This window comes from Streptomyces sp. YIM 98790, assembly GCF_011421595.1.
In the GTDB taxonomy this organism is placed as follows: Bacteria; Actinomycetota; Actinomycetes; order Streptomycetales; family Streptomycetaceae; genus Streptomyces.
In genome coordinates this window covers 1-26,392 of sequence record NZ_WTLH01000011.1, presented here as the reverse complement: position 1 = coordinate 26,392, position 26,392 = coordinate 1, and the positions used below count along the sequence as shown (strand labels likewise).

At 73.3% G+C, this 26,392-nt stretch carries 22 protein-coding genes and 1 pseudogene; 17 read left to right on the top strand and 6 right to left on the bottom strand.

The genetic code is table 11. The features are described from left to right. Positions 1-272: 272 nt before the first annotated feature. Positions 273-1,343, bottom strand: coding sequence for an aldose epimerase family protein (locus tag GQS09_RS03810; RefSeq protein WP_313895977.1), 1,071 nt, complete (start codon positions 1,341-1,343; stop codon positions 273-275). 102 nt (positions 1,344-1,445) lie between these two features. On the opposite strand from GQS09_RS03810, the gene GQS09_RS03805 reads away from it, so the two are divergent. The 12 genes and pseudogenes from GQS09_RS03805 to GQS09_RS03750 all read left to right on the top strand — a co-directional run bounded on the left by GQS09_RS03805 (position 1,446) and on the right by GQS09_RS03750 (position 14,622). Beyond that, complete coding sequence (locus tag GQS09_RS03805; protein WP_313895976.1) at positions 1,446-2,426, top strand: NAD(P)-dependent oxidoreductase; 981 nt, start codon at positions 1,446-1,448, stop codon at positions 2,424-2,426. 16 nt (positions 2,427-2,442) lie between these two features. Further along, the gene (locus tag GQS09_RS03800; RefSeq protein WP_165984525.1) at positions 2,443-3,363 is read left to right on the top strand and encodes a 5-dehydro-4-deoxyglucarate dehydratase; all 921 of its coding nucleotides are present in this window, start codon (positions 2,443-2,445) and stop codon (positions 3,361-3,363) included. Beyond that, positions 3,360-4,691, top strand: coding sequence for a mandelate racemase/muconate lactonizing enzyme family protein (locus GQS09_RS03795; RefSeq protein WP_243761088.1), 1,332 nt, complete (start codon positions 3,360-3,362; stop codon positions 4,689-4,691). Before GQS09_RS03800 ends, GQS09_RS03795 begins: the two co-directional genes overlap by 4 nt. Next, on the top strand, positions 4,688-5,863 hold the full coding sequence (locus GQS09_RS03790; RefSeq protein ID WP_165984524.1) for a Gfo/Idh/MocA family protein: 1,176 nt from the start codon (positions 4,688-4,690) through the stop codon (positions 5,861-5,863). Before GQS09_RS03795 ends, GQS09_RS03790 begins: the two co-directional genes overlap by 4 nt. Continuing rightward, positions 5,860-6,837: a carbohydrate ABC transporter permease gene (locus GQS09_RS03785; RefSeq protein ID WP_165984523.1), complete on the top strand. Its 978-nt coding sequence runs from the start codon at positions 5,860-5,862 to the stop codon at positions 6,835-6,837. Before GQS09_RS03790 ends, GQS09_RS03785 begins: the two co-directional genes overlap by 4 nt. Continuing rightward, complete coding sequence (locus GQS09_RS03780; RefSeq protein WP_313895975.1) at positions 6,827-7,735, top strand: carbohydrate ABC transporter permease; 909 nt, start codon at positions 6,827-6,829, stop codon at positions 7,733-7,735. Before GQS09_RS03785 ends, GQS09_RS03780 begins: the two co-directional genes overlap by 11 nt. 81 nt (positions 7,736-7,816) lie before the next feature. After that, complete coding sequence (locus GQS09_RS03775; protein ID WP_165984522.1) at positions 7,817-9,118, top strand: extracellular solute-binding protein; 1,302 nt, start codon at positions 7,817-7,819, stop codon at positions 9,116-9,118. 121 nt (positions 9,119-9,239) lie between these two features. Beyond that, positions 9,240-10,547 carry a Gfo/Idh/MocA family protein gene (locus GQS09_RS03770; RefSeq protein WP_165984521.1) on the top strand — a complete coding sequence of 436 codons (1,308 nt, stop codon included), beginning with the start codon at positions 9,240-9,242 and terminating at the stop codon, positions 10,545-10,547. Positions 10,548-10,660: 113 nt separating this feature from the next. After that, positions 10,661-11,637 (top strand): annotated as a pseudogene (locus GQS09_RS03765) (ABC transporter ATP-binding protein). Positions 11,638-11,741: 104 nt separating this feature from the next. Continuing rightward, positions 11,742-12,473, top strand: coding sequence for an ABC transporter permease (locus tag GQS09_RS03760; protein WP_243761091.1), 732 nt, complete (start codon positions 11,742-11,744; stop codon positions 12,471-12,473). 87 nt (positions 12,474-12,560) lie between these two features. Continuing rightward, on the top strand, positions 12,561-13,580 hold the full coding sequence (locus tag GQS09_RS03755; protein ID WP_165984563.1) for a heme A synthase: 1,020 nt from the start codon (positions 12,561-12,563) through the stop codon (positions 13,578-13,580). An 82-nt stretch (positions 13,581-13,662) separates the two neighbouring features. Beyond that, positions 13,663-14,622, top strand: a complete 960-nt coding sequence (locus GQS09_RS03750; protein ID WP_313895974.1) for a 2-dehydropantoate 2-reductase — start codon at positions 13,663-13,665, stop codon at positions 14,620-14,622. On the opposite strand, the gene GQS09_RS03745 is transcribed toward GQS09_RS03750, so the two are convergent. The 5 genes from GQS09_RS03745 to GQS09_RS03725 form a co-directional block, all read right to left on the bottom strand. After that, entirely contained in the window at positions 14,619-15,521 is a 903-nt protein-coding gene (locus GQS09_RS03745) for a hypothetical protein (RefSeq protein ID WP_165984519.1), read from the bottom strand. The two genes, GQS09_RS03750 and GQS09_RS03745, sit on opposite strands and share 4 nt — an antisense overlap. Further along, entirely contained in the window at positions 15,515-16,081 is a 567-nt protein-coding gene (locus GQS09_RS03740) for a hypothetical protein (RefSeq protein ID WP_165984518.1), read from the bottom strand. Before GQS09_RS03740 ends, GQS09_RS03745 begins: the two co-directional genes overlap by 7 nt. Before the next feature lie 138 nt (positions 16,082-16,219). Continuing rightward, the gene (locus tag GQS09_RS03735) at positions 16,220-17,329 is read right to left on the bottom strand and encodes an amidohydrolase (protein ID WP_243761087.1); all 1,110 of its coding nucleotides are present in this window, start codon (positions 17,327-17,329) and stop codon (positions 16,220-16,222) included. A gap of 191 nt (positions 17,330-17,520) precedes the next feature. After that, positions 17,521-17,898, bottom strand: coding sequence for a hypothetical protein (locus GQS09_RS03730; RefSeq protein WP_165984517.1), 378 nt, complete (start codon positions 17,896-17,898; stop codon positions 17,521-17,523). Positions 17,899-18,180: 282 nt separating this feature from the next. After that, the gene (locus GQS09_RS03725) at positions 18,181-19,122 is read right to left on the bottom strand and encodes a heme o synthase (protein WP_165984516.1); all 942 of its coding nucleotides are present in this window, start codon (positions 19,120-19,122) and stop codon (positions 18,181-18,183) included. Between the two features lie 467 nt (positions 19,123-19,589). Between GQS09_RS03725 and tkt the strand changes: the two genes are divergently transcribed. The 5 genes from tkt (at position 19,590) to pgl (ending at position 26,275) form a co-directional block, all read left to right on the top strand. Continuing rightward, positions 19,590-21,695 (top strand): transketolase, encoded by a 2,106-nt coding sequence (gene tkt / locus GQS09_RS03720; protein ID WP_165984515.1) that lies wholly within the window; start codon positions 19,590-19,592, stop codon positions 21,693-21,695. Positions 21,696-21,731: 36 nt separating this feature from the next. Next, positions 21,732-22,850, top strand: a complete 1,119-nt coding sequence (tal, locus tag GQS09_RS03715) for a transaldolase (protein ID WP_165984514.1) — start codon at positions 21,732-21,734, stop codon at positions 22,848-22,850. Between the two features lie 76 nt (positions 22,851-22,926). Further along, complete coding sequence (zwf, locus tag GQS09_RS03710) at positions 22,927-24,432, top strand: glucose-6-phosphate dehydrogenase (RefSeq protein WP_207957426.1); 1,506 nt, start codon at positions 22,927-22,929, stop codon at positions 24,430-24,432. After that, complete coding sequence (opcA, locus tag GQS09_RS03705) at positions 24,429-25,460, top strand: glucose-6-phosphate dehydrogenase assembly protein OpcA (RefSeq protein WP_165984512.1); 1,032 nt, start codon at positions 24,429-24,431, stop codon at positions 25,458-25,460. The genes zwf and opcA overlap by 4 nt, the downstream gene beginning before the upstream one ends. Next, a complete protein-coding gene (pgl, locus tag GQS09_RS03700; protein ID WP_243761086.1) occupies positions 25,457-26,275 on the top strand; it encodes a 6-phosphogluconolactonase in 819 nt (272 codons plus the stop codon). Before opcA ends, pgl begins: the two co-directional genes overlap by 4 nt. The last annotated feature ends 117 nt before the right edge of the window (positions 26,276-26,392 follow it).

Sequence of the window (26,392 nt, the reverse complement as noted above, 5' to 3'; positions counted from 1 at the left end):
GGTAGCCCAGCTCGGCGGCGATGGCCAGCACCCGGTCGCGGGTGTCCGCGCTCACCAGGTGCGGCGCGGAGAAGGTACGGGAGACGGTGGACACGTGGACCCCGCTGGCCCGTGCCACATCCCGGATGGTCACCGCCACTGCGCCGTCCCCCCAAGGTCGTTCCGTGCTCCCGCGCCGCGCGGGCGCGGGTCGCGCCCCGCGGGCCGCGCCCACGGCCCGCCGGGCGTCCGTCGTGCACCGCGCGGCCCCGTCCCGGCCGCGCAGGTGTCGCTCACCGGGCTCCCGCCGGGGTTCCGGCGGTGAAGCGGTACACGGTCGTCGAGGAGTGCACCTGGCCGGGCCGCAGCACGGTCGTGGGGAACTCCGGACGGTTCGGGGAGTCGGGGAAGTGCTGGGTCTCCAGGCACAGGCCGGTGCCCCGGCCGTACACCGCGTCCGTGAGCATATTGCCAGAGTAGAACTGGACTCCCGGCTCGGTGGTCAGGACCTCCAGCGCGCGGCCGGTGCGGGGCTCGGTGACCCGCGCCACCGGGCGCAGCGGGCCGGCCGGCTCGTCGAAGACCCAGCAGTGGTCGTAGCCGCCGGCGGTCTTGAGCTGCGGGTGCCCGTCGTGCAGCCGGTCGCCGATCCGCCGCGGGGCGGTGAAGTCGAAGGGGGTGCCGGCCACCGGGGCCAGCTCGCCGGTCGGGATCAGCCGGTCGTCCACCGGCAGGAACCGTGAGGCACGCAGGGTCACCTCGTGGTCGTGCACCGTGCCCAGGCCCGGAGAGGCGTACGGGTCGGCGCCCGCCAGGTTGAAGTAGGAGTGGTTGGTCAGGTTGACGTGGGTGGGCGCGTCGGTGACGGCGCGGTAGTCGATCCGCAGCTCCCCGAAGCCGTCCGGGCCCTCACGCCCGGCGAGCGTGTAGGTGACCGTGGCGTCCAGGGTGCCGGGATAGCCGGCCTCGCCGTCCTCGCTGCGGTAGGCGAGGCTGATCCGGTCCGCGGCGGACCCGACGACCCGCCAGACGCGCTTGTCGAAGCCCTCCGGCCCCCCGTGCAGACTGCTGGTGCCGTGGTTCCGCGGCAGCTCGTGGGTCCGGCCGTCCAGGGTGAAGCGTGCGTCCGCGATCCGGTTGCCGTACCGCCCCACGACCGCGCCGAAGAACCTGCTGCGGGTGAGATAGCAGTCCATGGTGTCCAGTCCCAGCACCACGTTTCCTGGCGTGCCCCGGGAGTCCGGGACGTCGAGGGACTGCACCACGCATCCGAAGGTGAGCACCGAGGCACGGATTCCCGGAGCGCTCAGCTGATAGCGCTCGACCGGGGTGCCGTCCGCGGTGCGGCCGAAGTGTTCGCTCACACTGCCCCACCCTAGCTTGCAATCGGTTGTAATCAATAGTCGCTGGAAGTCTTGACGTTTCGGCGTAGTTAAGCCACGGTTCTGCAACCGCTTGTTGTGTTGATGGGAGATCCAGAAGCCATGAGGGTGCTCGTAACGGGCAGCGCGGGTCGTATGGGCCGCAGCGTTGTCACCGCGCTGGCCTCGTCCGGCCATGAGGTGATCGGGATTGACCTCAGTCCCGGTGACCCGGCCGACGGCGCCTGCGCCTCGGTGCTCGCCGCGGACGTGACCGACCTCGGGGAGTCCTTCGAAGTCATGAGCCGCTACCGCCCGGAGGCGGTGGTGCACCTCGCGGCTGTCGCCACCCCCTTCGGCCGGACGGACGGGCTCACCTACCGGGTGAACACTCAGGCTGCCTTCAATGTATGCGAGGCCGCGGTCCGCACGGGAGTGCGCCGGGTCATCGTGGCCAGCAGCCCGACCGTGATCGGCTACGGAGCCCCGGACGGCTCCTGGCGGCCGAGCTGCCTGCCGCTCGACGAGGACCACCCCGTCCGGCCGTGGAACGCCTACAGCCTGTCCAAACTCGCCGCCGAACAGACCATGCGGACCTTCGCCGCCGCGGCGGGCGACTCGGTCCGCTTCGCCGCGGTGCGGCCGTGCTTCGTGATCCCGCCCGAGGAGTGGCAGGGCGCGCCCACCCAGACCGGCCACTCGGTCACCGAGCGGCTCGACGACCCGGCGATCGCCGGCGCCTCGCTGTTCAACTACCTCGATGCCCGGGACGGCGGCGAGATGGTGGACACCCTGCTCGCCGCGCTGCCGGAGATTCCCAACGGCGAGGTCTTCTTCGCCGGCGCCGCCGACGCCTTCGCCCGTGAGCCGCTGTCCGTCCTGCTGCCGCGGATCCACCCCGCCACCGAGCAGGCCGCCGCCGCGCTGACCGGCACCACGCCCGCCTTCTCCAGCGCCAAGGCCGAGCGCCTGCTCGGCTGGCGCGCCAAGCGGAGCTGGCGCACCGAGCTGCCCGACGCCGGCGCCACCGGTCGGCGCACCGGCCCGCCCGCCCACGCGTCCGTACCGGACCCGTCCCGAACCTGAGGGGAAACCAACCGCCATGCAACTCTCGGGAGTGCTGTTCTTCCCGGTCACGCCGTTCGACGGCGAGGGCCGGGTGGACACCGGCGCACTGGCCGAGCATCTGGCCGCCGGCCTGGCGCACGGCCCCGGCGGGGTCTTCGCCGCCTGCGGTACCGGGGAGCTGACCTCGCTGTCCGCCGAGGAGCAGGCCGCCGTGGTCCGCACCGCGGTCAAGGAGACCGCCGGCCGGGTGCCGGTGTTCGCCGGAGCGGGCGGGCCGCTGGGCACCGCCCTGGTCCACGCCCGGCAGGCCGCCGAGGCGGGCGCCGACGGCATCCTGCTGCTGCCGCCCTATCTGGCCCAGGGCCCGCGCCGGGGCCTGCACGACTACGTGGCCGCGGTGGCCGCCGTGGGCCTGCCGGTGGTGCTCTACCAGCGCGGCCCGCTGGTCCTGGAGCCGGAGCAGGTGATCGCGCTCGGCCGGATTCCCGGGGTGATCGGCCTCAAGGACGGGCTGGGCGACATCGACCGGATGCAGCGCATCGTGCTGGCCGCCCGCGCCGCCCTGGGCGAGGACTTCGTCTTCTTCAACGGCCTGCCCACCGCCGAGCTGACCCAGCCCGCCTACCGGGCGCTGGGGGTGGAGCTGTATTCCTCGGCGGTCTTCTGCTTCGCGCCGGAGATCGCCCTCGCCTTCAACCGGGCGCTGGACACCGGGGCCGGCACCGCCGGTCCGGAGCCGGTCCGGCGGCTGCTCACCGAGTTCTACGCCCCCCTGGTGGAGCTGCGGAACAAGGTCCCCGGCTATGCGGTGTCCCTGGTCAAGGCCGGGGTGCGGCTCCGCGGCCTGGACGCCGGAGAGGTCCGCCCGCCGCTGGTGGAGCCGGCCGCCGACGACCTGGCCGAGCTGTCCCGGCTGATCGACGCCGGACTGGCCCTGGTGAGGTCCGCGGCATGAGCCTCCCCCTGATCCGCGGGCTGACCGCCCGCTCCCACCGGGTGCCGCTGCCCCGCCCGTGGGGCCCGGACGTGCCGGCCCACCACGTCATCGTCTGCGAGATCACGCTGGACGACGGCCGGCGGGGCACCGGCTTCGCCTGGACCCCGCAGATCGGCGCGGCCGCGGTGCACGCCCTGCTCACCCAGGAGTGCCGGGACGCGGTGCTGGGCCGGCCGGCCCACCCGGAGACGGTCTGGGACGGGCTGTGGGCGCACCTGCACGAGGCGGGCTCCTCCGGCATCACCACCATGGCCATGACCGCCGTGGACACCGCGCTGTGGGACCTGCGGGCGGCCGGCGCCGGGCACAGCCTCGCCGAGGAACTCGGCCTGCGCCGGGAGACGGTGGAGGTCTACGGCAGCGGGGTCAATCTGCACTACCCGCTCCAGGAGCTGACCGCCCAGGCCCGCCGCTGGGCCCAGCGGGGCCACCGTGCGGTCAAGGTCAAGGTCGGCCACCCGGATGTGTCGGCGGACGTGGCCCGGANGGAGACGGTGGAGGTCTACGGCAGCGGGGTCAATCTGCACTACCCGCTCCAGGAGCTGACCGCCCAGGCCCGCCGCTGGGCCCAGCGGGGCCACCGTGCGGTCAAGGTCAAGGTCGGCCACCCGGATGTGTCGGCGGACGTGGCCCGGATCGCCGCCGTGCGCGAGGTGATCGGCCCCGACGTGCTGCTGATGGTGGACGCCAACCAGCGCTGGGACGCCTTCCGGGCCCGGCGGGCCATCGAGGCACTGCGGCCGTTCGGCCTGCACTGGGTGGAGGAGCCGCTGCGCGCCGACGACCTCGCCGGCCATGTGCGGCTGCGCCGGGACACCGGGGTGCCGATCGCGGTCGGCGAGAACCTGCGCACCGTGCACGCCTTCCGGGACTGGCTGACCGCCGGCGGCTGCGATGTGATCCAGCCGAACGTGGCCCGCGTCGGGGGTATCACCCCCTTCCGGCGGATCGCCGAACTGGCCCGGCTGTGGTCGGTCCCGGTCTACCCCCATCTGCTGCCGGACGTCTCCGGCCAGCTGGCCTGTGCCCTGCCGCTGGAAACCATGGTCGAGGACGTGGAGGACGCCTCCTTCGCCTCACTCGGCCTGCTGGCCGGGCCGCACCCGGTGACCGTGGACGGCCCCGTGCTGCGCCTGAACCGCACCCCGGGACTGGGCCTGCGCTTCGACCCCGCCCGCCTGGCGGAACTCGCCGCGGGCGCCGGCCCGGCCGGCGGCGACGCATCCTCCCCCGCCGTCCCGTCCTCCTCCTCTTCCGCTCTTCCCGATCCGGAGGCGGTCCGATGACTGCTGAGCACTCCGCCGCCGGGCCGCTGCGCATCGTCCTCGCCGGGGCGCACGGCTTCGGCCGCACCTACCTCCCGGTGCTGCGCGAACTCACGGCCGAGGGCCGCGCGGTGCTGGCCGGGGTCTGCGATCTCAACCCGGTGCCGCCGGAGCTGCTGGACGGCCTGGGCACCCCGGTGCAGGCCGCGGAGCTGGCCGGGCTGGTCGAGGACACCGCCGCCGACATCGCCGTCATCGCCACCCCGCTGCACACCCACGCCGAGCTGGCCGAGGCGGCCATGGCGGCCGGCGCCCATCTGCAGCTGGAGAAGCCGCCGGTGGCGTCCATGGCCCAGTACGAGCGGCTGCTGGCCGCGGCCGGGCAGCACGGCCGGGTCTGCCAGGTCGGCTTCCAGTCGCTGGGCTCGCGGGCGCCGCAGGCGGTGCGCGAGCTGATCGCGGACGGGGCCGTCGGCCGGGTGCGCGGCATCGGGGTGGCCGGGGCCTGGTCCCGGGACACCGCCTATTACGGCCGGGCCCGCTGGGCCGGGATGCGCCGCCTGGACGGCACCGATGTGGTGGACGGCGCGCTCACCAACCCGTTCGCGCACGCCGTGGCGACCGCCCTGGCCCTGGACGGCGGGGAGATCACCGGGCTGGAGACCGAGCTGTACCGCGCGTTCGACATCGAGGCCGACGACACCTCCGCGCTCCGGGTGCGCACCCGCGGCGGGCTGCTGGACGGCGCCCCGATCGTGGTGGCCGTCACCCTGGCCGCTCCCGAACAGCAGCCGCCGGTGATCACCGTGCACGGCGAGCACGGCCGGATCGTGCTGCACTACACCCTCGACCGGGTGACGGTGGAGCGGGAGGGTGAACCGCCGCGCGTCACCGGCCATCCCCGCACCGTGCTGCTGCGCAACCTGGCCGACCACCTTGCCGCGGACGGCACGGCCGGGCCGCCGCCGCTGCTGGTGCCGCTGTCCGCCACCCGGCCCTTCATGCAGGTGCTGGAGGCGGTCCGGACCGCCCCCGACCCCGCCCCGATCCGCGCCGAGGATCTGCCCGGCGACAACGGCGCCCGCCGCCGGGTCGTCCCCGGGGTCACCGAACTCGTCCACGCCGCTGCGGCCGAGCTGAAGCTCTACTCCGAACTGCCGCAGTTCTCCGGGATCTCCGGGAGGCCCGCATGACCGATACACAGGTGCGCCCGCCCGCCGCGGGGGCGCACAAAGCCCCGCCCGAGATCCGCCCCGGCGCGGTGCGGGCCGACAAGGCGCGCAAGAAGCGCCGGCGCAAGGAGGCGCTCACCGCCCATCTCTTCCTGGCCCCCTGGTTCGTCGGGCTGCTGTTCATCACGGCCGGCCCGCTGTTCGCCTCGCTGTACCTGTCCTTCACCGACTACAGCCCGATCGGCGGGGCCTCGTGGATCGGGCTGGAGAACTACACGCGGATGCTGGACGACCCGCGGTTCCTGAAGGGGCTCAGCAACACCGCGGTCTACGTCTTCGTGTCGGTGCCGCTCCAGCTGGCGTTCGCGCTGGCGCTGGCGCTGATCCTGGACCGCGGTGTGCGGGGGCTGCCGATCTACCGCTCGGTCTACTACCTGCCCTCACTGCTCGGCAGCAGCGTGGCCGTCGCCATCCTGTGGCGGAAGATGTTCGGCGCCAACGGCCTGTTCAACGACTTCCTGGACATCTTCGGGATCGAGGGACGGAGCTGGATCGCCGACCCCGACACGGCGCTGTCCACCCTGATCGTGCTCAACGTGTGGACCTTCGGCTCCCCGATGGTGATCTTCCTGGCCGGCCTGCGGCAGATCCCGCCCAGTTATTACGAGGCGGCCAGTATCGACGGCGCGGGCAAGGTCCGGCAGTTCTTCTCCATCACCATGCCGCTGCTCACCCCGATCATCTTCTTCAATCTGGTGCTCCAGCTCATCAATGCCTTCCAGTCCTTCACCCAGGCGTTCGTGGTGAGCGGCGGAAACGGCAGTCCGTCGGACTCCACACTGCTGTACACGATGTACGTGTACAACAAGGGGTTCACATCCTTCGAAATGGGCTATGCGTCGGCCATGGCGTGGGTGCTGGTCGTGATCATCGCCAGCCTCACTGCGGTGAACTTCCTGATGTCGAAGTATTGGGTGTTCTACAGTGACAAGTAACCGGACTATCAAGAAGCAGGTTCCGGGCGAATCCGGACTGAACAACACCCTGCTGGCCAGGACACTGCTCGCCGTCCGCGGCAACAAGCTCCTGACCCACCTGGGCCTGATCCTCTTCGGCCTGGCCATGCTGTATCCGCTGCTGTGGATGATATCCAGCTCGCTCAAGCCGGAGGAACTCATCTTCCGCGAGCAGGGCCTGTGGCCGTCCAGTATCACCTTCGACAACTTCGGCGACGGCTGGGACGCGCTGCGCCACCCGTTCAGCCACTACTTCCTGAACTCGGCGATCATCACGGCCGGCGCGGTGATCGGCAACCTGCTGGCCTGCTCGCTGGCCGCCTATGCCTTCGCCCGGCTGGAGTTCCCGCTGAAGCGGCTGTGGTTCGCCGTCATGCTGGGCTCCATCATGCTGCCGCTGCACGTCGTGATCGTGCCGCAGTACATCCTGTTCTCCGAGCTGGACTGGATCAACACGTTCTATCCGCTCATCGTGCCCAAATTCCTCGCGACCGACGCATTCTTCATCTTCCTCATGGTGCAGTTCATCCGTACACTGCCGAGGGATCTGGACGAGGCGGCGACAATCGACGGCGCCGGGCACTGGCGCATCTTCAGCCGGATCATCATTCCGCTGTCGATGCCCGCGCTGGCCACCACGGCCATCTTCACGTTCATCTGGACCTGGAACGACTTCCTGAGCCAGTTGATCTTCCTGACCAACCCTGATATGCACACCGTCCCGGTGGCGCTGCGCACCTTCCTGGATTCCAGTGGCGAATCGTCGTGGGGACCCATGTTCGCCATGTCGGTGCTGTCGCTGGGGCCCATCTTCGGGTTCTTCCTGGCGGGCCAGAAGTACCTGGTCCGCGGCATCGCCACCTCGGGCCTGAAGTAATCCGAGTTTCCCTTCCTCCCTTCATCCGTGCACCACGGATCAACCCTGCACCGAGTTCCACAGAATTCAAAGGAGAGTTCAGTGTCCCTGCACATGAACCGCAAGAGCAGAGTCTGGCCGGCGCTGCTGGTCACCGGTGCCCTCGCACTCACGGCCGCCTGTTCCAGTGACGACGACAACGGCGGCTCCGGCGGCTCCGAGGACGGCGGCCAGACCACCATCGAGTTCGCCTGGTGGGGCTCTGACGAGCGGCACAGGCTGACCGAGGAGGCCGTGGACGCCTTCGAGGCCAAGTACCCGGACATCAAGGTGAACGTCCAGTTCACCGACTGGGACTCGTACTACGACACCCTGACCACCAAGGTGGCCTCCAACGACGCCCCCGATGTCTTCACCATCGAGATCCGGCGGCTCGGCGAGTTCGCCCGGGCCGGACGGCTCGCGGACGCCGGCAGCCTGGTCAGCACGGAGGGCCTGAACACCCAGCTGCTGACCTCCGGCCAGGTGGACGGCACCCAGTACGCCATTCCGACCGGTGCCAACACCTTCGCCCTGATGGCCAACTCCAAGGTCCTGGCCGACGCCGGCGTGGAACTGCCGGACGACTCCGCCTGGACCTGGGACGACTACCACGCCGTGGCCGCCGAGATCTCCGAGGCCACCGGTGACGACATTTACGGAACCCAGTTCAACTTCAACGACGCCTATCTGCGGCTGTTCGCCGCGCAGCACGGCGAGGAGTTCTACGAGGGCACCCAGATCGGCATCTCCCCGGAGACCATCACCGCCTGGTTCCAGACCCACCTGGACCTGATCGAGAACGGCGGCGCGCCCCCCGCCGACCTGTCCACCGAGATCGGCGCCACCAGCGTCGAGCAGTCCCTGATCGCCACCAACACCGGCGCGATGGGGATGTGGTGGAGCAACCAGCTCAACGCGCTGACCACCGGCTCCGGCGAAGACGTGCAGCTGCTGCAGATGCCCAGGACCGAGGGCGCGTCCACCAACGGCATGTTCCTCCAGCCGACCATGTTCTGGGCGATCAGCGAGCAGAGCGACAAGCAGACGGCCGCCGCCAAGCTGGTGGACTTCCTGGTCAACGACCCCGAGGCCGGTGCCATCCTGGGCAGCGACCGCGGTCTGCCGATGAACGACGCGGTGCTCTCCCAGATCCGCGACGACCTGTCCCCGGCCGACCAGCAGTCGCTGGCCTTCATCGAGGAGCACGCCGACTCGCTGACCGCGCCCACCGTGTACCCCAACGGCGCCGGTGAGATCCCGGACATGCTGCAGCGCTACGGCGAGCAGGTCATCTTCGGCCAGCTCTCCCCGGAGCAGGCCGCCGAGGACTTCCTCCGGGAAGCCAACGGCGTGCTCAGCTGACCACCGCCGGCCCTCCGCGCCGCCCCGGGACCGGCTCTGCCGCACTCCCGGGGCGGCGCCCGCACATCGGCGGCCGCCGCCGCCCACCCCTGACGCGCCCCCGAAGTGAAGGACTTCACCCGTGACACGCCGCCGCTACGCATTCGTCGGTCTCGGCCACCGCGCCCAGATGTACGTGGACGCCCTGCTGGGCGACTGGAGCGACACCGGGGAGATCGTCGCGTTCTGCGACCCCAACCGGACCCGGATGGACTACTACAACGACCGCATCGCGGCGGCCGGGGGCAAGCCGGTGCCCTGTTTCGCCCCCGAGCGGTTCGGCGACATGCTCCAGGGAGCCGACGCCGTGGTCGTGACCAGCGTGGACGCCACCCACGCGCAGTACGTCTGCGCCGCCCTGGAGGCCGGCCGGGACGTGGTGGTGGAGAAGCCGCTGACCGTCGACGCGGCGGGCTGCGCGGCCATCGCCGAGGCCGCGGCACGCTCCACCGGAAAGATCGTCGTCACCTTCAACTACCGCTACTCGCCGCGCAACTCGGCCGTGCGGCGGCTGATCGCCGAGGGCCGGATCGGCGAGGTCACCTCGGTGCACTTCGAGTGGACCCTGGACACCATCCACGGCGCCGACTACTTCCGCCGCTGGCACCGCGACCGGAGCAGCTCCGGCGGGCTGCTGGTGCACAAGTCCACCCACCACTTCGACCTGGTCAACTGGTGGCTGGGAGCCCGCGCCGAGCTGGTCTTCGCCCAGACCGCGCTGCGGTTCTACGGCGACGCCAACGCCGCGGCCCGCGGACTCGGCCCGCGCCCGGAGCGCGGCCAGGGCGCCCCCGGCCTGGGCAGCGACCCGTTCATCCTGGACATCTCCCGGGACGAGCGGCTGAAGCGGCTCTACCTGGACGCCGAGCACGAGGACGGCTACCTGCGCGACCAGGACGTGTTCGCGCCCGGCATCACCATCGACGACACCATGTCGCTGCTGGTCCGCTACGACAACCGCGCGATGCTCACCTACTCGCTGACCGCCTACGCCCCCTGGGAGGGCTACCGGGTCGCGTTCAACGGCACCGCGGGCCGCATCGAGCTGGCCGTGTGCGAGCGGGCCTGGACCCCGCCGCACGCCGCCGTCGACCCCTCGGCGGCCGGCAAGGACCAGGCCGACGGCGCCTGGGAGAAGCTCACCCTGCACCGGCACTGGGAGGAGCCGCAGGACGTGCCGGTCGAGCAGGGCGCGGGCGGGCACGGCGGCGGCGACCGGCTGCTGCTCGACGACGTCTTCCGCGGCCCCTCGGACGACCCGCTGGCCCGGCAGGCCGGGTTCGAGGACGGCATCCGCAGCGTACTGATCGGTGCGGCGGGCAACGAGTCGGCCCGCACCGGCCTCCCGGTCCGCCTCGCCGACGGCGGCACCCGGCTGGCCACCGGCTGAGCCCGGCGCGGCCGGCGGGACGGGGCGGCGAGCGCCGCCTGTCCCGCCGTCCCGCCCGCGGCGGCCCGCCCGCCCGTGACCGGCGCCGCAGGCGCTCCCCTAGACTCGCCCGCATGAACAGCGATGCGGCCGTACGGATCACCGGGCTGGTGAAGCGGTACGGCCGCACCACCGCCGTGGACGGCCTGGACCTCACCGTCCGGCGGGAGACGGTCACCGCCGTGCTCGGCCCCAACGGAGCGGGCAAGACCACCACCCTGGAGACCTGCGAGGGCTACCGCAGACCGGACGCCGGCACGGTCCGGGNACCCTGGAGACCTGCGAGGGCTACCGCAGACCGGACGCCGGCACGGTCCGGGTACTCGGCCTCGACCCCTTCGCCCGCGCCACCGGGCTGCGCGCCCGGATCGGCGTGATGCCGCAGAACGGCGGCGGCCACCCCGGCGCGCGCCCCCTGGAACTGCTCCGGCACGCCGCCCGCCTCTACGCCCGCCCGCTGCCCGTCCCGGCTCTGGCCGAGCGCCTGGGCCTGGACTCCTTCCCGCGCACCCCCTACCGCCGGCTCTCCGGCGGCCAGCGGCAGCGGCTGGCGCTCGCGCTGGCCGTGATCGGCCGCCCGGAACTGGTCTTCCTGGACGAGCCGACGGCCGGCCTGGACCCGCAGGCCCGCCGCGCCGCCTGGGACCTGGTCCGCGCCCTGCGCGCGGACGGCGTCACCGTGGTGCTCACCACCCATTTCATGGACGAGGCCGAGGAGCTGGCCGACGAGGTGGCCATCATCGACGCCGGCCGGGTGATCGCCGAGGGCACACCCGCCGGGCTGTGCAGGGGCGGCGGCGACAGCCTGCGCTTCGCCGGCCGCCCCGGCCTGGACCTGGCCGCGCTGCGCGCCGCGCTGCCGCTCGGTTCCGGGGTGGAGGAGCCCTCCCCGGGGGTCTACCGGGTGACCGGCGACGTCACCCCGCACCTGCTGGCGACGGTCACGGCCTGGTGCGCCCAGCACGGGGTGCTGCCGGACCGGATCACCACCCGGCGGCACACCCTGGAGGACGTCTTCCTGGAACTCACCGGCAAGGAACTGCGCCCATGAGCCCCGCCGCCCCCACGCCGCCCGCCGGCTCCGCCGCCGCGCCCCCGCCCCCGCCCCCGCCGGGGACCTTCACGCCCCGGCCGGGTGCCGCGCCGCTGCCGCGGATGATCGCCGCGCAGACCGCCCTGGAGGCCCGGCTGCTGCTCCGGCACGGCGAACAGCTGCTGCTGACCGTGATCATTCCGGCGCTGCTGCTGCTGCTCTTCGCCACGGTCGACATCCTCTCCCTGCCCGGGGCCGGCTCCACCGCGGAGCGGACCGGGTTCCTCGCCCCCGGCATCCTGGCCCTGGCCGCCTTCGCCACCGCCTTCACCGGCCAGGCCATCGCCACCGGCTACGAGCGCCGCTACGGCGTGCTCAAGCGGCTCGGCGCCACCCCCCTGCCCCGCTGGGGCCTGCTGGCAGGCAAGACCGGCGCGGTTCTGGTCACCCTGGCGCTGCAGACCGTGCTGCTCACCGCGATCGCCCTGGCCCTGGGCTGGTCCCCGGACGGCGGCGGCATCCCGGCCGCGGCGGCGCTGCTGCTGCTGGGCACCGCCGCGTTCTCCGCGCTCGGCCTGCTCATGGCCGGCACCCTGCGGGCCGAGGCCACCCTGGCCGGGGCCAATCTGGTCTTCGTGGTGCTGCTGCTGTGCAGCGACGTGGTGTTCCCGCTGGAGAACTTCCCGGAGCCGGCCCAGGACGTACTGGGCCTGCTGCCGGTGACCGCCCTGGCCGACGGCCTGCGGCGGGTGCTCCAGCACGGCGAGGCGCTGCCCTGGGGCAGCCTGGCGGTGCTGGCCGCCTGGGCGGTCGCCGCGACCGCGGCGGCGGCCCGCTGGTTCCGCTGGGAATGACCACCCGCCCGCCCTTGCCCGCGGCCCCCTCCAGGGGGCTCGTGAAGGGATGCACAAGCACGGCCGTACCATGAGCGGGTGCCCAGCATGCTCCTGACTGCCGCCCGTGTCCTGCGCAACCCGCTCGCGTACACCGCCGAGCGGTGGACCCCGCGGCCGCGCACCATCCGGCGGGCCGCGTCCGCCGCGCTGCTGATGAGCGTGGTCATCGTGGTCACCGGCGGCGCGGTCCGGCTCACCGGCTCCGGCCTGGGCTGCGACACCTGGCCCAAGTGCACCGACGACAGTCTCGTGGTCACCGCCGAGATGGGTGTGCACGGGCTGATCGAGTTCGGCAACCGGATGCTCACCTATGTGCTCTCCGCCGCCGTGGGCTGGATCATCGTGGCCGCCCGCTGCGCCGAGCCGCGGCGCCGGCCGCTGACCCGGCTGGCCTGGGCACAGTTCTGGATCGTGCTGGGCAACGCCGTGCTCGGCGGCATCACGGTGCTCACCGGGCTCAACCCGTACAGCGTGGCCGGGCACTTCCTGCTGGCCACCGCGCTGATCACGGCGGCCGCCGTGACATGGCAGCGCACCCGGGAGAGCGACGCGGCGCCGCGCCCGCTGGTCGGTGCGCCGGTGCGGCGGGCGGTGCAGGGCCTGACCGTGGTCTGCGGGGCGCTGCTGGTGGCGGGCACCGCGGTCACCGGCAGCGGCCGGCACGCGGGCGACAGCGGCGATGTGCCGCGGATGCCCTTCGACTGGGAGTCGGTGACCCGGGTCCATGCGCTGCTGGCCTGGGCCGTGGTGCTGGGCGCGCTGGCCGTGGTGGCCGGGCTGCGGCTGGTGGACGCCCCGGCCGGCCCGCGGGCCCGCGCCCGGGACCTGGTCCTGGTGCTGCTCGCCCAGGGCGGCGTCGGCCATCTCCAGTACGCGCTGGACGAGCCGGAGCTGCTGGTCGGCATCCACCTGCTCGGTTCCTGCCTGGTCTGGATCGCCATGCTGCGGCTGCTGCTCTCGCTGCGGGAGCGCGGCCCCGCCCCGGCGCCGCCGTCTCCCGCCGCCGCCCCGGTCACGGCCCGGCCGGAGGAGTCCGCACGGCCCGCGCCGGCCGCCGCCGGCTGATCCCGCCGGGCCGCGCGCCCGTGAGCGAGAACACGCGTCCCGCCGCAACTGGCGCCGCCCGGCCGGGGGTAGGGTCCCGGACGTGGACGCATCGACCCCTCCTGCCCCTTCCGTCCCGCCGTCCCCGCCGGCCGTGGCCGTCCTCGGCCCGGGCGGTGTGGGCGGTCTGCTGGCGGCGCTGCTCGCCCGGTCCGGCCACCGGGTGGTCTGCCTCGCGGGCCCCGGCACCGCGGATCACCTCGCCCGCCACGGCCTGACCGTGCGCAGTGCCCGCTACGGCGACTTCACCGCCCCGGTGGCGGCCGGCACCGAGCTGACCGAGCCGGTGGACGCCTGCCTGATCGCGGTCAAGCACACGGCGCTCCCGGCCGCGCTGGACCGGATACCCGCCGCCGCCCTCGGCGAGGGCCTGCTCGTCCCGCTGCTCAACGGCATCGAGCACCCGGCCCTGCTGCGCGGGCGCTACGCCCCGGAACGGGTGGTCGCGGCGGCGATCCGGGTGGAGTCCACCCGCACCGCCCCCGGGGTGATCGAGCACACCAGCCCGTTCGCGGGCATCGAGGCCGCCGTCCCGGCCGGGGCCCCCGCCGCCGTCCGGTCCCGGCTGGAGGACCTGGCCGCGGCGCTCACCGCCGCCGGGGTGCGCACCGCGCTCCGGGACGACGAGCCGGGGGTGCTGTGGTCGAAGATGGCCTTCCTGGCCCCGCTGGCCCTGCTCACCACCCGCCACGGTGAGCCGGCCGGCGGCATCCGCACCGGGCACCGGGAGGAGCTGCGCGCCCTGCTGGCCGAGACCGCGGCGGTCAGCACCGCCTGCGGTGCCCCGGCCGCCGCCGGGGACCTGCTCGCCTTCTGGGACGGGCTGCCGGCCGGGCTGAAGTCCTCCATGCAGCGGGACGCCGAGGCGGGCCGGCCGCTGGAGCTGGACGCCATCGGCGGCGCGCTGCTGCGCGCCGCCGCGAGGCACGGCATCGCGGTGCCGACCGCGGAAGCCCTGGTCACGGCACTCGCCGACGGGCCGGGCCGGGCGGGTGGACGCTAGTCGACCACCACGGCCTGCACCTCGGTGACCGGAACGGTCACCTGCTGCTCCTCGGTGGTGATGGTCTCCGGGATGCCCGGTACGTCGATCTCGCTCCCGTTCTGCTCGATCCGCACGGTGTACTCGATCGTCGCCGTCGCCTCGTAGCCCCGGGAGGCCCGCTGGTAGACGTGGGCACACCGGTCGGACCTGCTCGTCACCAGGGGGCAGGTGAAGGCACCGGAGCCGTCGCCGGGGTCGATGGTCATGTGGTCGGGTTCGGCGATGGCCACCACACCGGCCGCCGAGGTGCCCTCCAGCGGGCCTTCGCCCGCTCCGGCCGCCCACCACCAGGTGTCCAGCCGCACCACGGCCTGCTGCGGCGGGTTGAACACCAGGGTGAAGTCCGGGAGCTGGAGCTGCCCGAAGGCCTGCCAGGCCAGTTCCTGTACGGAGGGCTGGCCGGGCTGGTACCAGAAGTATTCGTTGTAGAGCAGTTCGAGGGTCTCGTCGTCGTAGCAGCCCTTGTAGGCGTAGACGGCGTCCTCGCTGGGCTTGCCCGGCGGCTCCTCGTCCTCGTCGTCGTGGAGGACGGAGGGGTAGTTCACGAAGCAGGCGATGTCCTCGCCCTCGCAGTGATGGCTGACCTGGCCGCCCTCCGACTCCTCCCAGCCGCCGTAGCCCTTGATCTTCTCCAGGTCGCAGGGCGGCGGCCCCCCGCTGTTCCCGCCGCTTCCCCCGGTGCCGCCGGAGCCGTCCTCGCCGCCGCTGCAGGTGTAGATCACGTTTCCCTGGCCGTCCTCCCCCCAGCAGTGGCCGTCCGCGGCGGCCCGCGGCGCGCCCGGAACCAGCAGCAGCGCACCGGCCAGGGCCAGCACCACCAGCCCCGCGCCCGGCAGCCGCGCCCCCGTTCTCAGCATGTGATGGTCGCCTCCTCGATGGGCCGTTGCTCGGTGAGCAGCCAGGCGCCGTCGGTCCGTTCGGCGAGGAACACCCGCGGGCCCGGACCGGTCTTGTCCAGGGGCACCTCCTCGCCGTCCTTGACGATGATCCAGTCGTCCTCGTCCACGCACGACTCCACGGTCGCCGCGTCGCCCTCCACGGTGACCGTGACGTTGCCGACGACGGGTTCGCCCTCGCGCACATGGCCGGAGTTGCGGATCGGGTACATGCGCGAGAGCTGGGCCTCGATGAGCAGATCCGCGGCGATGCCCCGGAGCGGATCCGGCTTCAGCTCGGCGCCGTTCTCCAGTTCCACGATGGCGGCCCAGTAGTCGGCGTGGAGCTGCTCCAGCGCGGCCACATCCGCGGCGTCGTCCGGCTGTTCCGGCGGTTCCGGCTCCTCCGGCCGGCCGGTGGGCTCGGAGGACGGGGCCGGCGACCCGGCGATGGCGTCGTCCTTCCCGCTCTCCTCCCCGGAGGAGCACCCCACGGCCAGAACCGCGGCCAGGACCGGACCGATCAAAGCTCGCGTACGCACGCGCAACACTCCGTTCGTCACGCGGTTCAGGCTAGCGGGTGGGCAGGACAGCCGTACCGGACCGTCCGCATGCCGTCCCGGTATCTGCACGAACCGGTGACCGGGGTGTGACACGTGCGTGCCGGCCCGGGGCGCGGCTCATCTCCCGTCCGGGGCAAGCCGGTAGAGACGGCGGGCATTGTCCGTGGTCACCAGGGTGGTGATGCGGGCGGCGTCGGCCGGTGTGCAGGCGTCGTCGGCGGCCCACTCGCCCAGCAGCCGGGCGAGCGCCTGCCGGAACTGGCGGGCGCGGACGACGTGGAGTTCCGGAAGCAGCCGGGCCCCGGTGGAGAACAGCAGCTTGCCGAAGGGGGCTTCGCCGAGGGTCTCCCGGGGATCGGGGCCCGCGTCGGCGTACACATGGGCAAACTCCGCCGCCAGCGCCGCGGCCCTCCGGTGGTGCCCCCGCCCCGGCAGCAGCACCAGGCTGCCCCGGCCGGCGGTGGCCCGCAGCAGGCCGGCCAGCGGCGCCGGATCGGTGCACAGCAGCTGTACCGGCCGGCCGGCGGCGAGGGCGCCCCACAGCAGGTGCAGGGTGATGGCCGGCGGCAGCGCTGCGGTGGCCGCGGCGGTGCGGCCGGCGAGCCAGTTGCCGGCCGCGAGGCCCGCCTCGGCCGGGCCGGGTGCGGTGCCGGCGGTGCCCTGCAGTTCCCGGGCGTCGCAGACGAAGGCCGGGGCCCCGCGGGCGGCGGAGTGCAGGGCGTCGCCGATGTTGGCCAGGAAGCCGCGCACGGTGCCGGAGGTGTCGGCGACCTGGGCGGCGAGCCGGTCCAGCCGGACGAGTTCCCGGATCCGGTCGTCGGGCGCCACGGCCGCGGTGTCGGGCAGGCCGGGGACGGGCGTGGCGTCCATCAGCAGGGTGGTGATGCCGCTGCCGCGCAGCAGGGCGCGGGTGGCGTTGTCGGCGCCGAGCTCGCGGCGGCGGGCCAGGTAGCGGACCGGCGGGGCGTCCGGCTCCAGGCCCAGCAGCGGGGCGCACCAGCGGCGCAGCGCCAGACCGGTGCGGCTGTCGAAGACGTTGCCGGCGGACGGGGCGCCGCTGGTGCCGCCGGCCGCGGCCAGATGCTGTTCGAAGGCGCCGAGGCCGAGTTCGGCCCCCACCACCTTGTGGCTGTACTGGTCCACCATGGCCGGTGCCGGTGCCCCTCCCGGTGCGGAGGCGGACGCCGCGGCGGGCAGGGAAGGGGGCAGCGGGGACGGAGCGTGCATGCTGGCCTTACGCGCGTCAGGGCACGGAACGGAGCCCGTCGGAGTGCTCACGGTCCGCGATCGGTTCCGTGATCAGTATGGTGCCCGGGAAGGCACTGGTTCAGGCGTTTGGCACTGTGCAAGGGGCGCTCGGCGGGGGCGCATGGCGCACGGACAGTGGTGCAAGGTAGTGCGGGGTGGTGCGGCCGGGGTCAGGAGCCGTGCCGGCCGCCGAGCTGGCTGCCCGCCATCCGGCTCCACTCGTACGGGCCGGTGCGCACCCGGGCGGCCAGTGCGCCGTCGAAGCTGTCGTGCAGGGTCACCCCGGCCCGCTCGGCGGCACGTTCGGCGGACTGCCGGCGGCGGGCGATCAGATCGCCCCAGCCGCCGTCCGCGCCGACCAGCACCAGCCGGAAGCCGCGGGCGCCCAGGTAGGAGATCTGGCCCTCGGCGCTGCCGCCGTGCGCCGCGGCGAAGGCCCGGATCCACGTGGCCAGCCGGGCGGTCTCCCGCTCGGCCCGCCGGTCCGCACCGGCTCCCGTGGTGCCGCTGCCGCCGGTGTCGTCGCTGCTCGCGGAGGTCTCGGTCATGCCCGTACATTACCGACTGGTAGGACCGTCCGGCACGTCCCCCCGCCGGGAGGTCCGTCACACCGCCGCCGGAGCGGTGCCCGCCGGGCCGGGACCGGGCCGGCACCCGGGAGCCGGCCGAACGGCGTCACCGCCGTCCTCCTCGCCCTGCGGCCGGAGCCGGGGCGCGCAAGCCCGGACGGGGACGCGGCCGGGGCCGACGGGCATGCCGTGGCGCGCCACGGTCGCCGGCGCCGCCCCGGACCCGGCCCGCCGGTCCCGCGCGGCCGGCCCGTGCGCCGGTCAGCGCAGGAAGGGATCGATGGCGACGGCGAGGAAGAGCAGGGAGACGTAGGTGATGGACCAGTGGAACAGCCGCATCTCCTTGAGCCTGGCCCCGGTGAGCCCGGCCCGGGCGCGGGCCCGCAGGGCGTGGGCCTCCCACAGCCACCAGCCGCCGGAGGCCGCGGCCACCGTGGTGTAGAACCAGCCGGCGTAGCCCAGCGGCCCCAGGGTGAGGGACACCGCCACCATCACCCAGCTGTAGAGCACGATCTGCCGGGCCACCACCGTGTTGGCGGCGACCACCGGCAGCATCGGCACCCCCACCCGGGCGTAGTCCTCCCTGACCTTCATGGAGAGCGGCCAGTAGTGCGGCGGTGTCCAGAAGAAGATCACCAGGAAGAGGATGAAGGCCGCCCAGGAGAGCGAGCCGGTCACCGAGGACCAGCCGATCAGCACCGGCATGCAGCCCGCGATGCCGCCCCAGACGATGTTCTGCGAGGTGCGGCGCTTGAGCAGCATGGTGTAGCCGACCACGTAGAACAGCAGCGCGCCCAGCGAGAGCGCGGCCGAGAGCCAGTTGACCAGCAGGCCGAACCACAGGGTGGAGAGCACCGCCAGGGCCAGCCCGAAGGCCAGGCATTCGCGCGGGGTGACGGCGCCGGTCACCAGCGGCCGGTTGCCGGTCCGGTGCATCAGCGCGTCGATGTCCCGGTCCAGGTACATGTTCAGCGCGTTGGCCCCGCCCGCCGAGAGATAGCCGCCCAGGCAGGTGGCGAGCACCAGCCGGGGATCGGGCACGCCCTGCTCGGCGAGGAACATCACCGGGATCGTGGTGATGAGCAGCAGTTCGATGATCCGCGGCTTGGTGAGCGCCACGAAGGCCCCGGCCCGGGCGACCGGCGAAAGCCGGCGGGAACCCGTGCTGTGCTCCTCGACGGGACGGGATTCGACGGCCGTCACGGACACCCCTGGTTGTGCGACATCAGCGTCGGGCGCTGCGGGCAGATGATCAGAGCCCGGAACGGGCCCACACGTACTCGGTCACTCTAGACGCCCGCTGTACCCGGCTTGTCCCCGGGGTGACCTCGGCGCGCCCGGCCGGCCCGCGAGCACCCCGCCGCGGCGGACCGGCGGCTGACCGGCGGGGGACCGGTGCCTCACCGGCAACGGGCCGCCGCCGGTGAGGCGGTGGTCACGCAGCGGAGCCGCCGGGCCTCTCGCGGCCGAAATTTTCGTCTAGATATCGATAATTTCGAAGAGACCGCGCAGACTGGAGGCCGGGGCGGTCCGGACGCCGGGTACCGCGGAGGTAGGCTCAGCCAGGACTGGTGAGCCCCGGGCCGGCAGCGACGCCGGCCGCCCGTACGGACCGGCGCGGTCGCCCTCACCACACAGCCGAAGACCGCGGAGAGGAGCCCTGACGCAGGGTGAGCAGCAAGCCGATCGCCTCCGAGCCCGATGCCCCGCTCGACTGGACCGAACTCGACCAGCGGGCCGTTGACACCGCCCGCGTCCTGGCCATGGACGCCGTGCAGAAGGTCGGCAACGGCCATCCGGGCACGGCCATGAGCCTGGCGCCCGCCGCCTATCTGCTGTTCCAGAAGCTGCTGCGGCACGACCCCGCCGACGCCGCCTGGGACGGCCGGGACCGCTTCGTCCTCTCGGTCGGGCACTCCAGCCTGACCCTGTACATCCAGCTCTACCTGTCCGGCTACGGCCTGGAGCTGGAGGACCTCAAGGCCTTCCGCACCTGGGGCAGCAGGACCCCCGGCCACCCCGAGTACGGGCACACCACCGGGGTGGAGACCACCACCGGCCCGCTGGGCCAGGGAGTTGCCAACGCGGTGGGCATGGCGATGGCCGCGCGCAAGGAGCGCGGCCTGTTCGACCCCGGCGCCGCGCCGGGCACATCTCCCTTCGACCACACCGTCTGGGCCTTCGCCGGGGACGGCGACCTGCAGGAGGGCGTGGCCGCCGAGGCCGCCTCGCTGGCCGGGCACCAGAAGCTGGGCAACCTGGTGCTGCTGTGGGACGACAACCACATCTCCATCGAGGGCGACACCGAGACCGCGATCTCCGAGGACGTCCTGGGCCGGTTCGCCGCCTACGGCTGGCACACCCAGCGGGTGACCCCCGCCCCCAGCGGCGACCTGGACCCGGAGGCACTGTACGAGGCGATGAAGGCGGCCCGGGCCGAGACCGGCCGCCCGTCCGTCATCGCGGTGCGCTCCATCATCGCCTGGCCGGCGCCCAACGCCCAGAACACCGAGGCCGCGCACGGCTCGGCGCTGGGCGAGGAGGAGGTCGCGGCCACCAAGCGGGTCCTCGGCTTCGACCCCGACCAGCACTTCCAGGTCGAGCCCGAGGTGCTGGCGCACGCCCGCCGGGTCGGCGAGCGCGGCAAGGCCGCGCGCGCCGCCTGGGAGGAGCGGCTGGCCGCCTGGCGCACCGCCCACCCGGAGCGGGCGGAGGTCTACGACCGGATCAAGGCCGGGCAGCTGCCCGCCGGCTGGGAGAAGGCGCTGCCCGCCTTCGACGCCGGCGGCTCGATGGCCACCCGCAAGGCCAGCGGCAAGGTCCTGGCGGAGCTGGGCGCGGTGATCCCGGAGCTCTGGGGCGGCTCGGCCGACCTGGCCGGCTCCAACAACACCACCATCGACGCCTCCTCCTCCTTCCTGCCCGCGGACAACCCGCTGCCCGGTGCCGACCCCTACGGGCGCACGCTGCACTTCGGCATCCGCGAGCACGCCATGGGCGCGACCATGAACGGCATCGCGCTGCACGGCAAGACCCGGGTCTACGGCGGCACCTTCCTGGTCTTCTCCGACTACATGCGCCCCGCCGTCCGGCTGGCCGCGCTGATGGGGCTGCCCGTCACCTACGTGTGGACCCACGACTCCATCGGCCTGGGCGAGGACGGCCCCACCCACCAGCCCGTCGAGCACCTCGCCGCGCTGCGCGCCATCCCGGGGCTGAACATGGTCCGCCCGGCCGACGCCAACGAAACCGCCCTGGCCTGGGCGGAGATCATGCGCCGCCACACCGCCGCCCCGGCCCCGCACGGCCTGGCCCTGACCCGGCAGAACGTCCCCGTCTACCCGGCGAACGAGGACACCGTCCGCGGCGGCTACGTGCTGGCCGAGGCCGCCGGCCCGGACGGCGGGGCGGCCGAACCGGCGGTGATCCTGATCGGTACCGGCTCCGAGGTCCAGCTGGCCGTGGAGGCCCGCCGGGCGCTGCAGGACGAGGGCATCCCGACCCGGGTGGTCTCCATGCCGTGCGTCGAGTGGTTCACCGAGCAGGACCAGGGCTACCGTGATGCCGTCCTGCCCCCGACGGTGCGCGCCCGGGTCGCGGTGGAGGCCGGCATCGCCCAGTCCTGGTACCGCTGGGTCGGTGACGCGGGGAAGGTCATCTCCCTGGAGCACTTCGGCGCCTCCGCCGACTACCAGACCCTGTACCGCGAGTTCGGCATCACCGCCGATGCCGTTGCCGCCGCCGCCCGGGAATCCCTGGCCGCCGTCCAGCGCTGAGACCCACGAGACGTCAAGCAGGAGTAAACGATCCCCATGACCGAAGCACTCACCCGCCTGTCCCAGGAGGGCGTGGCGATCTGGCTGGACGATCTGTCCCGCCGCCGGATCAGCTCCGGAGCCCTCGGCGAACTGCTGGACACCCGCTCGGTGGTCGGAGTGACCACCAACCCGGCGATCTTCCAGAAGGCGATCTCGGCCGGCGACGGCTACGAGCGCCAGGTGCACGAACTGGCCACCCGGCGGGTCACCGTCGAAGAGGCGCTCCGCATGATCACCACCGCGGACGTCCGGGACGCCTGCGACGTGCTGCGCCCCGTCTACGAGGAGACCGGCGGTCTGGACGGCCGGGTCTCCATCGAGGTGGACCCCCGGCTGGCCCACGACACCGAGGCCACCATCGCGGAGGCCAAGCAGCTCGCCTGGCTGGTCGAACGGCCCAACGTACTGATCAAGATCCCGGCCACCCGGGCCGGGCTGCCCGCCATCACCGCCACCATCGCCCAGGGCATCAGCGTCAATGTCACGCTGATCTTCTCCCTGGAGCGCTACCGCGAGGTGATGGACGCCTACATGGCCGGCCTGGAGCAGGCCGCCGCCAAGGGCATGGAGCTCTCCCGCATCCACTCGGTGGCCTCGTTCTTCGTCTCCCGGGTGGACACCGAGATCGACAAGCGCCTGGACGCCATGGGCACCGGGGAGGCCGCCGCGCTGCGCGGGAAGGCCGCCCTGGCCAACGCCCGCCTGGCCTACCAGGCCTTCGAGGAGGTCACCGGCTCCGACCGCTGGCAGGCGCTGTCCGCCCAGGGCGCCAACGCCCAGCGCCCGCTGTGGGCCTCCACCGGCGTGAAGGACCCGGCCTACCCCGACACCCTCTACGTCACCGAGCTGGTCGCCCCGGGCACCGTCAACACCATGCCGGAGTCCACCCTGGAGGCCGTCGCCGACCACGGCAAGGTCACCGGCGACACCGTCAAGGGCACCTACCAGGAGTCCCGCAAGGTGCTCGACGACCTGGAGAAGCTCGGCATCTCCTACGACGAGGTGGTGAACCTTCTGGAGCGCGAGGGCGTGGAGAAGTTCGAGAGCGCCTGGAACGCCCTGCTCGACTCGACCCGCGCGGAACTGGAACGGCTCGCACCGAAGGAAGGCTGAACCACACGTGAGCAGCAGCGTCACCCCCGGACCAGGGGACGCGACCGGGGGCGCCGGCTCCGCCCCCGGGAACCCGCTGCGCAGTGTCCAGGACCGGCGGCTCCCGCGCATCGCGGGGCCGTCGGGCCTGGTCATTTTCGGCGTCACGGGGGATCTGTCCCGCAAGAAGCTGATGCCGGCGGTGTACGACCTGGCGAACCGGGGGCTGCTGCCGCCGGGTTTCTCGCTGGTCGGCTTCGCCCGCCGGGACTGGGCGGACGAGGACTTCGCCCAGGTGGTGCACGACTCGGTCAAGGAACACGCCCGGACCCCCTTCCGCGAGGAGGTCTGGCAGCAGCTCTCCCAGGGCATGCGGTTCGTGCCCGGGGTCTTCGACGACGACACGGCGTTCCGCACCCTGCGCGGGACCATCGAGCAGCTCGACAAGGAACGCGGCACCGGCGGCAACTTCGCCTTCTACCTCTCCGTGCCGCCGAAGTTCTTCCCGCAGGTGATGCGGCAGCTCAAGACCCACGGCCTGTCCGAGGCGCCGGGCGACAGCTGGCGGCGGGCGGTGATCGAGAAGCCCTTCGGCCACGACCTGGCCTCCGCGCAGGAGCTCAACCGGGTGGTGCACGAGGTCTTCCCCAGCCGGGACGTCTTCCGCATCGACCACTATCTGGGCAAGGAGACGGTCCAGAACATCCTCGCCCTCCGGTTCGCCAACACCATGTTCGAGCCGGTCTGGAACCGCGGCTATGTCGACCATGTGCAGATCACCATGGCCGAGGACATCGGCATCGGCGGCCGGGCAGGCTACTACGACGGCATCGGCTCGGCCCGGGACGTCATCCAGAACCACCTGCTCCAGCTGCTGGCGCTGACCGCCATGGAGGAGCCGTCCTCCTTCGACGCCAAGGCGCTGCTGACCGAGAAGCTGAAGGTGCTCAACGCGGTCCGGCTGCCCAAGGACCTGGGCCGGCACACGGTGCGCGGCCAGTACACCGCGGGCTGGCAGGGCGGCAAGTGGGTGCCCGGCTACCTGGACGAGGAGGGCATCGCCCCGGACTCGGTCACCGACACCTATGCCGCGCTCAAACTGGAGATCGACAACCGCCGCTGGGCCGGGGTGCCGTTCTACCTGCGCACCGGCAAGCGGCTGGGCCGGCGGGTCACCGAGATCGCGGTGGTCTTCCAGCGGGCGCCCTACTCCCCCTTCGACGCCACCGACACCCGGGAGCTGAACAACAACGCCCTGGTCATCCGGGTGCAGCCGGACGAGGGGGTGACCCTGCGGTTCGGCTCCAAGGTGCCGGGTACCCAGATGGAGATCCGGGACGTGACCATGGATTTCGCCTACGGCGAGTCCTTCACCGAGTCCTCCCCGGAGGCGTACGAGCGGCTGATCCTGGACGTGCTGCTCGGCGACGCCAATCTCTTCCCGCGGCATCAGGAGGTGGAGCGGTCCTGGGAGATCCTGGACCCGGTGGAGGAGTACTGGGCCCGGCACGGCCGCCCCGAACCGTACACGGCGGGCACCTGGGGCCCCAGGGCGGCCGATGAGATGCTCGCGCGCGACGGACGGAGCTGGCGCAGGCCATGAACATCGATCTCACGGACACCACGGCGGGCCAGATCAACGCGGCGCTGGTGAAGGCACGGCGGGCCAGCGGCACCCCGGCCGTGGGCATGGTGCTCACCCTGGTCATCGTCACCGACGAGGGCAATCACTACGACGCCCTGAAGGCCGCCACCGAGTCGGCCCGTGAGCATCCGTGCCGCATCCTGGTGGTGATCCGGCGGCCGGGCCGCACCGCGCGGCAGCGGGCCGGCGCCCGGCTGGACGCCGAGGTGCGCACCGGCGGCGAGTCCGGCACCGGCGAGACCGTGCTGCTGCGGCTGTACGGCGAGCTGTCCGCGCATGCGCACAGCGTGGTGCTCCCGCTGCTGCTGCCGGACGCGCCGGTGGTGGTGTGGTGGCCGGAGGACGCCCCGGAGGTCCCGGCCAAGGACCCGCTGGGCGCGCTGGCACAGCGCCGCATCACCGACGCGGCGACCACCGAGGACCCGGTGGAGACCCTGGCGGTGCGGGCCCGCGGCTACGCCCCCGGCGACACCGATCTGGCCTGGACCCGGATCACACCGTGGCGTTCGGTGCTGGCCTCCGCGCTGGACCAGCGGCACGGCAGGCTGGAATCGGCGGTGGTGGAGGGCGAGGAGTACAACCCCTCCACCGAACTGCTCGCCCTGTGGCTGGCCGAACGCCTGCACATCCCGGTCCGCCGGGACGTCTCCGCCGGGCCGGGCATCACCGCGGTCCGGCTGATCACCGCCGACGGCGTGATCTGCCTGGACCGGCCGGACGGCTCCCTGGCCACCCTTGCCATGCCCGGCCAGCCGGAGCGCCATGTGGCGCTGCACCGCCGGCTGACGGCCGAGCTGATCGCCGAGGAGCTGCGCCGGCTGGACCCGGACGCGGCCTACGCCCATGCCGTGAAGTTCGGCGTGCCGCGCCTGGCCGCCGACGGTGGCCGTACCGGTGCCGCCTCCGCCGCCGCACCGCCCGTACCCGCGGCGCCTCCCGCACCGGTGGCGGTACCCGCCGCCGAGGGGGAAGGGAGCGGCGCATGACCGGCTCCATGGCCTCCTCCGAGGCCACCTCGCGGGTCCCGCAGCTCGTGGTGCACCGCGACGCCCCGCTGATGGCGCAGGCCGCGGCGGCCCGGCTGATCACCCGGGTGGTGGACGCCCAGGCCGGCCGCGGCACCGCATCGGTGGTGCTCACCGGCGGCCGGAACGGCATCGCCCTGCTGCACGCGCTGGCCGAGTCCCCGGCCCGGGACGCCGTGGACTGGTCCCGGCTGGATCTGTGGTGGGGCGACGAGCGCTTCGTTCCGGCGGGCGATCCGGAACGCAATGACGCCCAGGCCCGGGACGCGCTGCTGAACCGGGTGGGCCTCGACCCGGCCCGGGTGCACCCGATGCCCGCCCCGGGCGGCGGCCCCTGGGGCGACGACGCCGACGCCGCGGCCGCGGCGTACGCCGCCGAACTGGCCGCGGCCTGCGGCTCGGAGGAGCACGGCCCGGTGCCCACCTTCGATGTGCTGCTGCTGGGCGTCGGCCCGGACGCCCATGTGGCCTCGCTCTTCCCCGAGCATCCGGGGGTGCGGGAGGGGCAGCGCACCGTGGTCGGGGTGCACGGCTCGCCCAAGCCCCCGCCGACCCGGATCAGCCTGACCCTGCCGGCCATCCGGGCCGCGCGAGAGGTGTGGCTGCTGGCCGCGGGCGCGGACAAGGCCACGGCGGTGGCCATGGCGCTGTCCGGCGCGGGGGAACTCCAGGCCCCGGCCGCCGGGGTGTACGGCCGGCGCCGCACCCTGTGGCTGCTGGACCGCGCCGCCGCCGCCCATCTCCCCCCGCAGCTCTACCCCCCGGCCACCGCCTGAGCCCACGCGTCCGGCGCCCGGACGTGCCCGCCCCCGGAAGCGCCCGGGGACCAACAGCCCCGGGGAGGGCACCACGGGGCCCGGAGGCCGGCGACGGACCGGCCGGCGGCCCCGGCG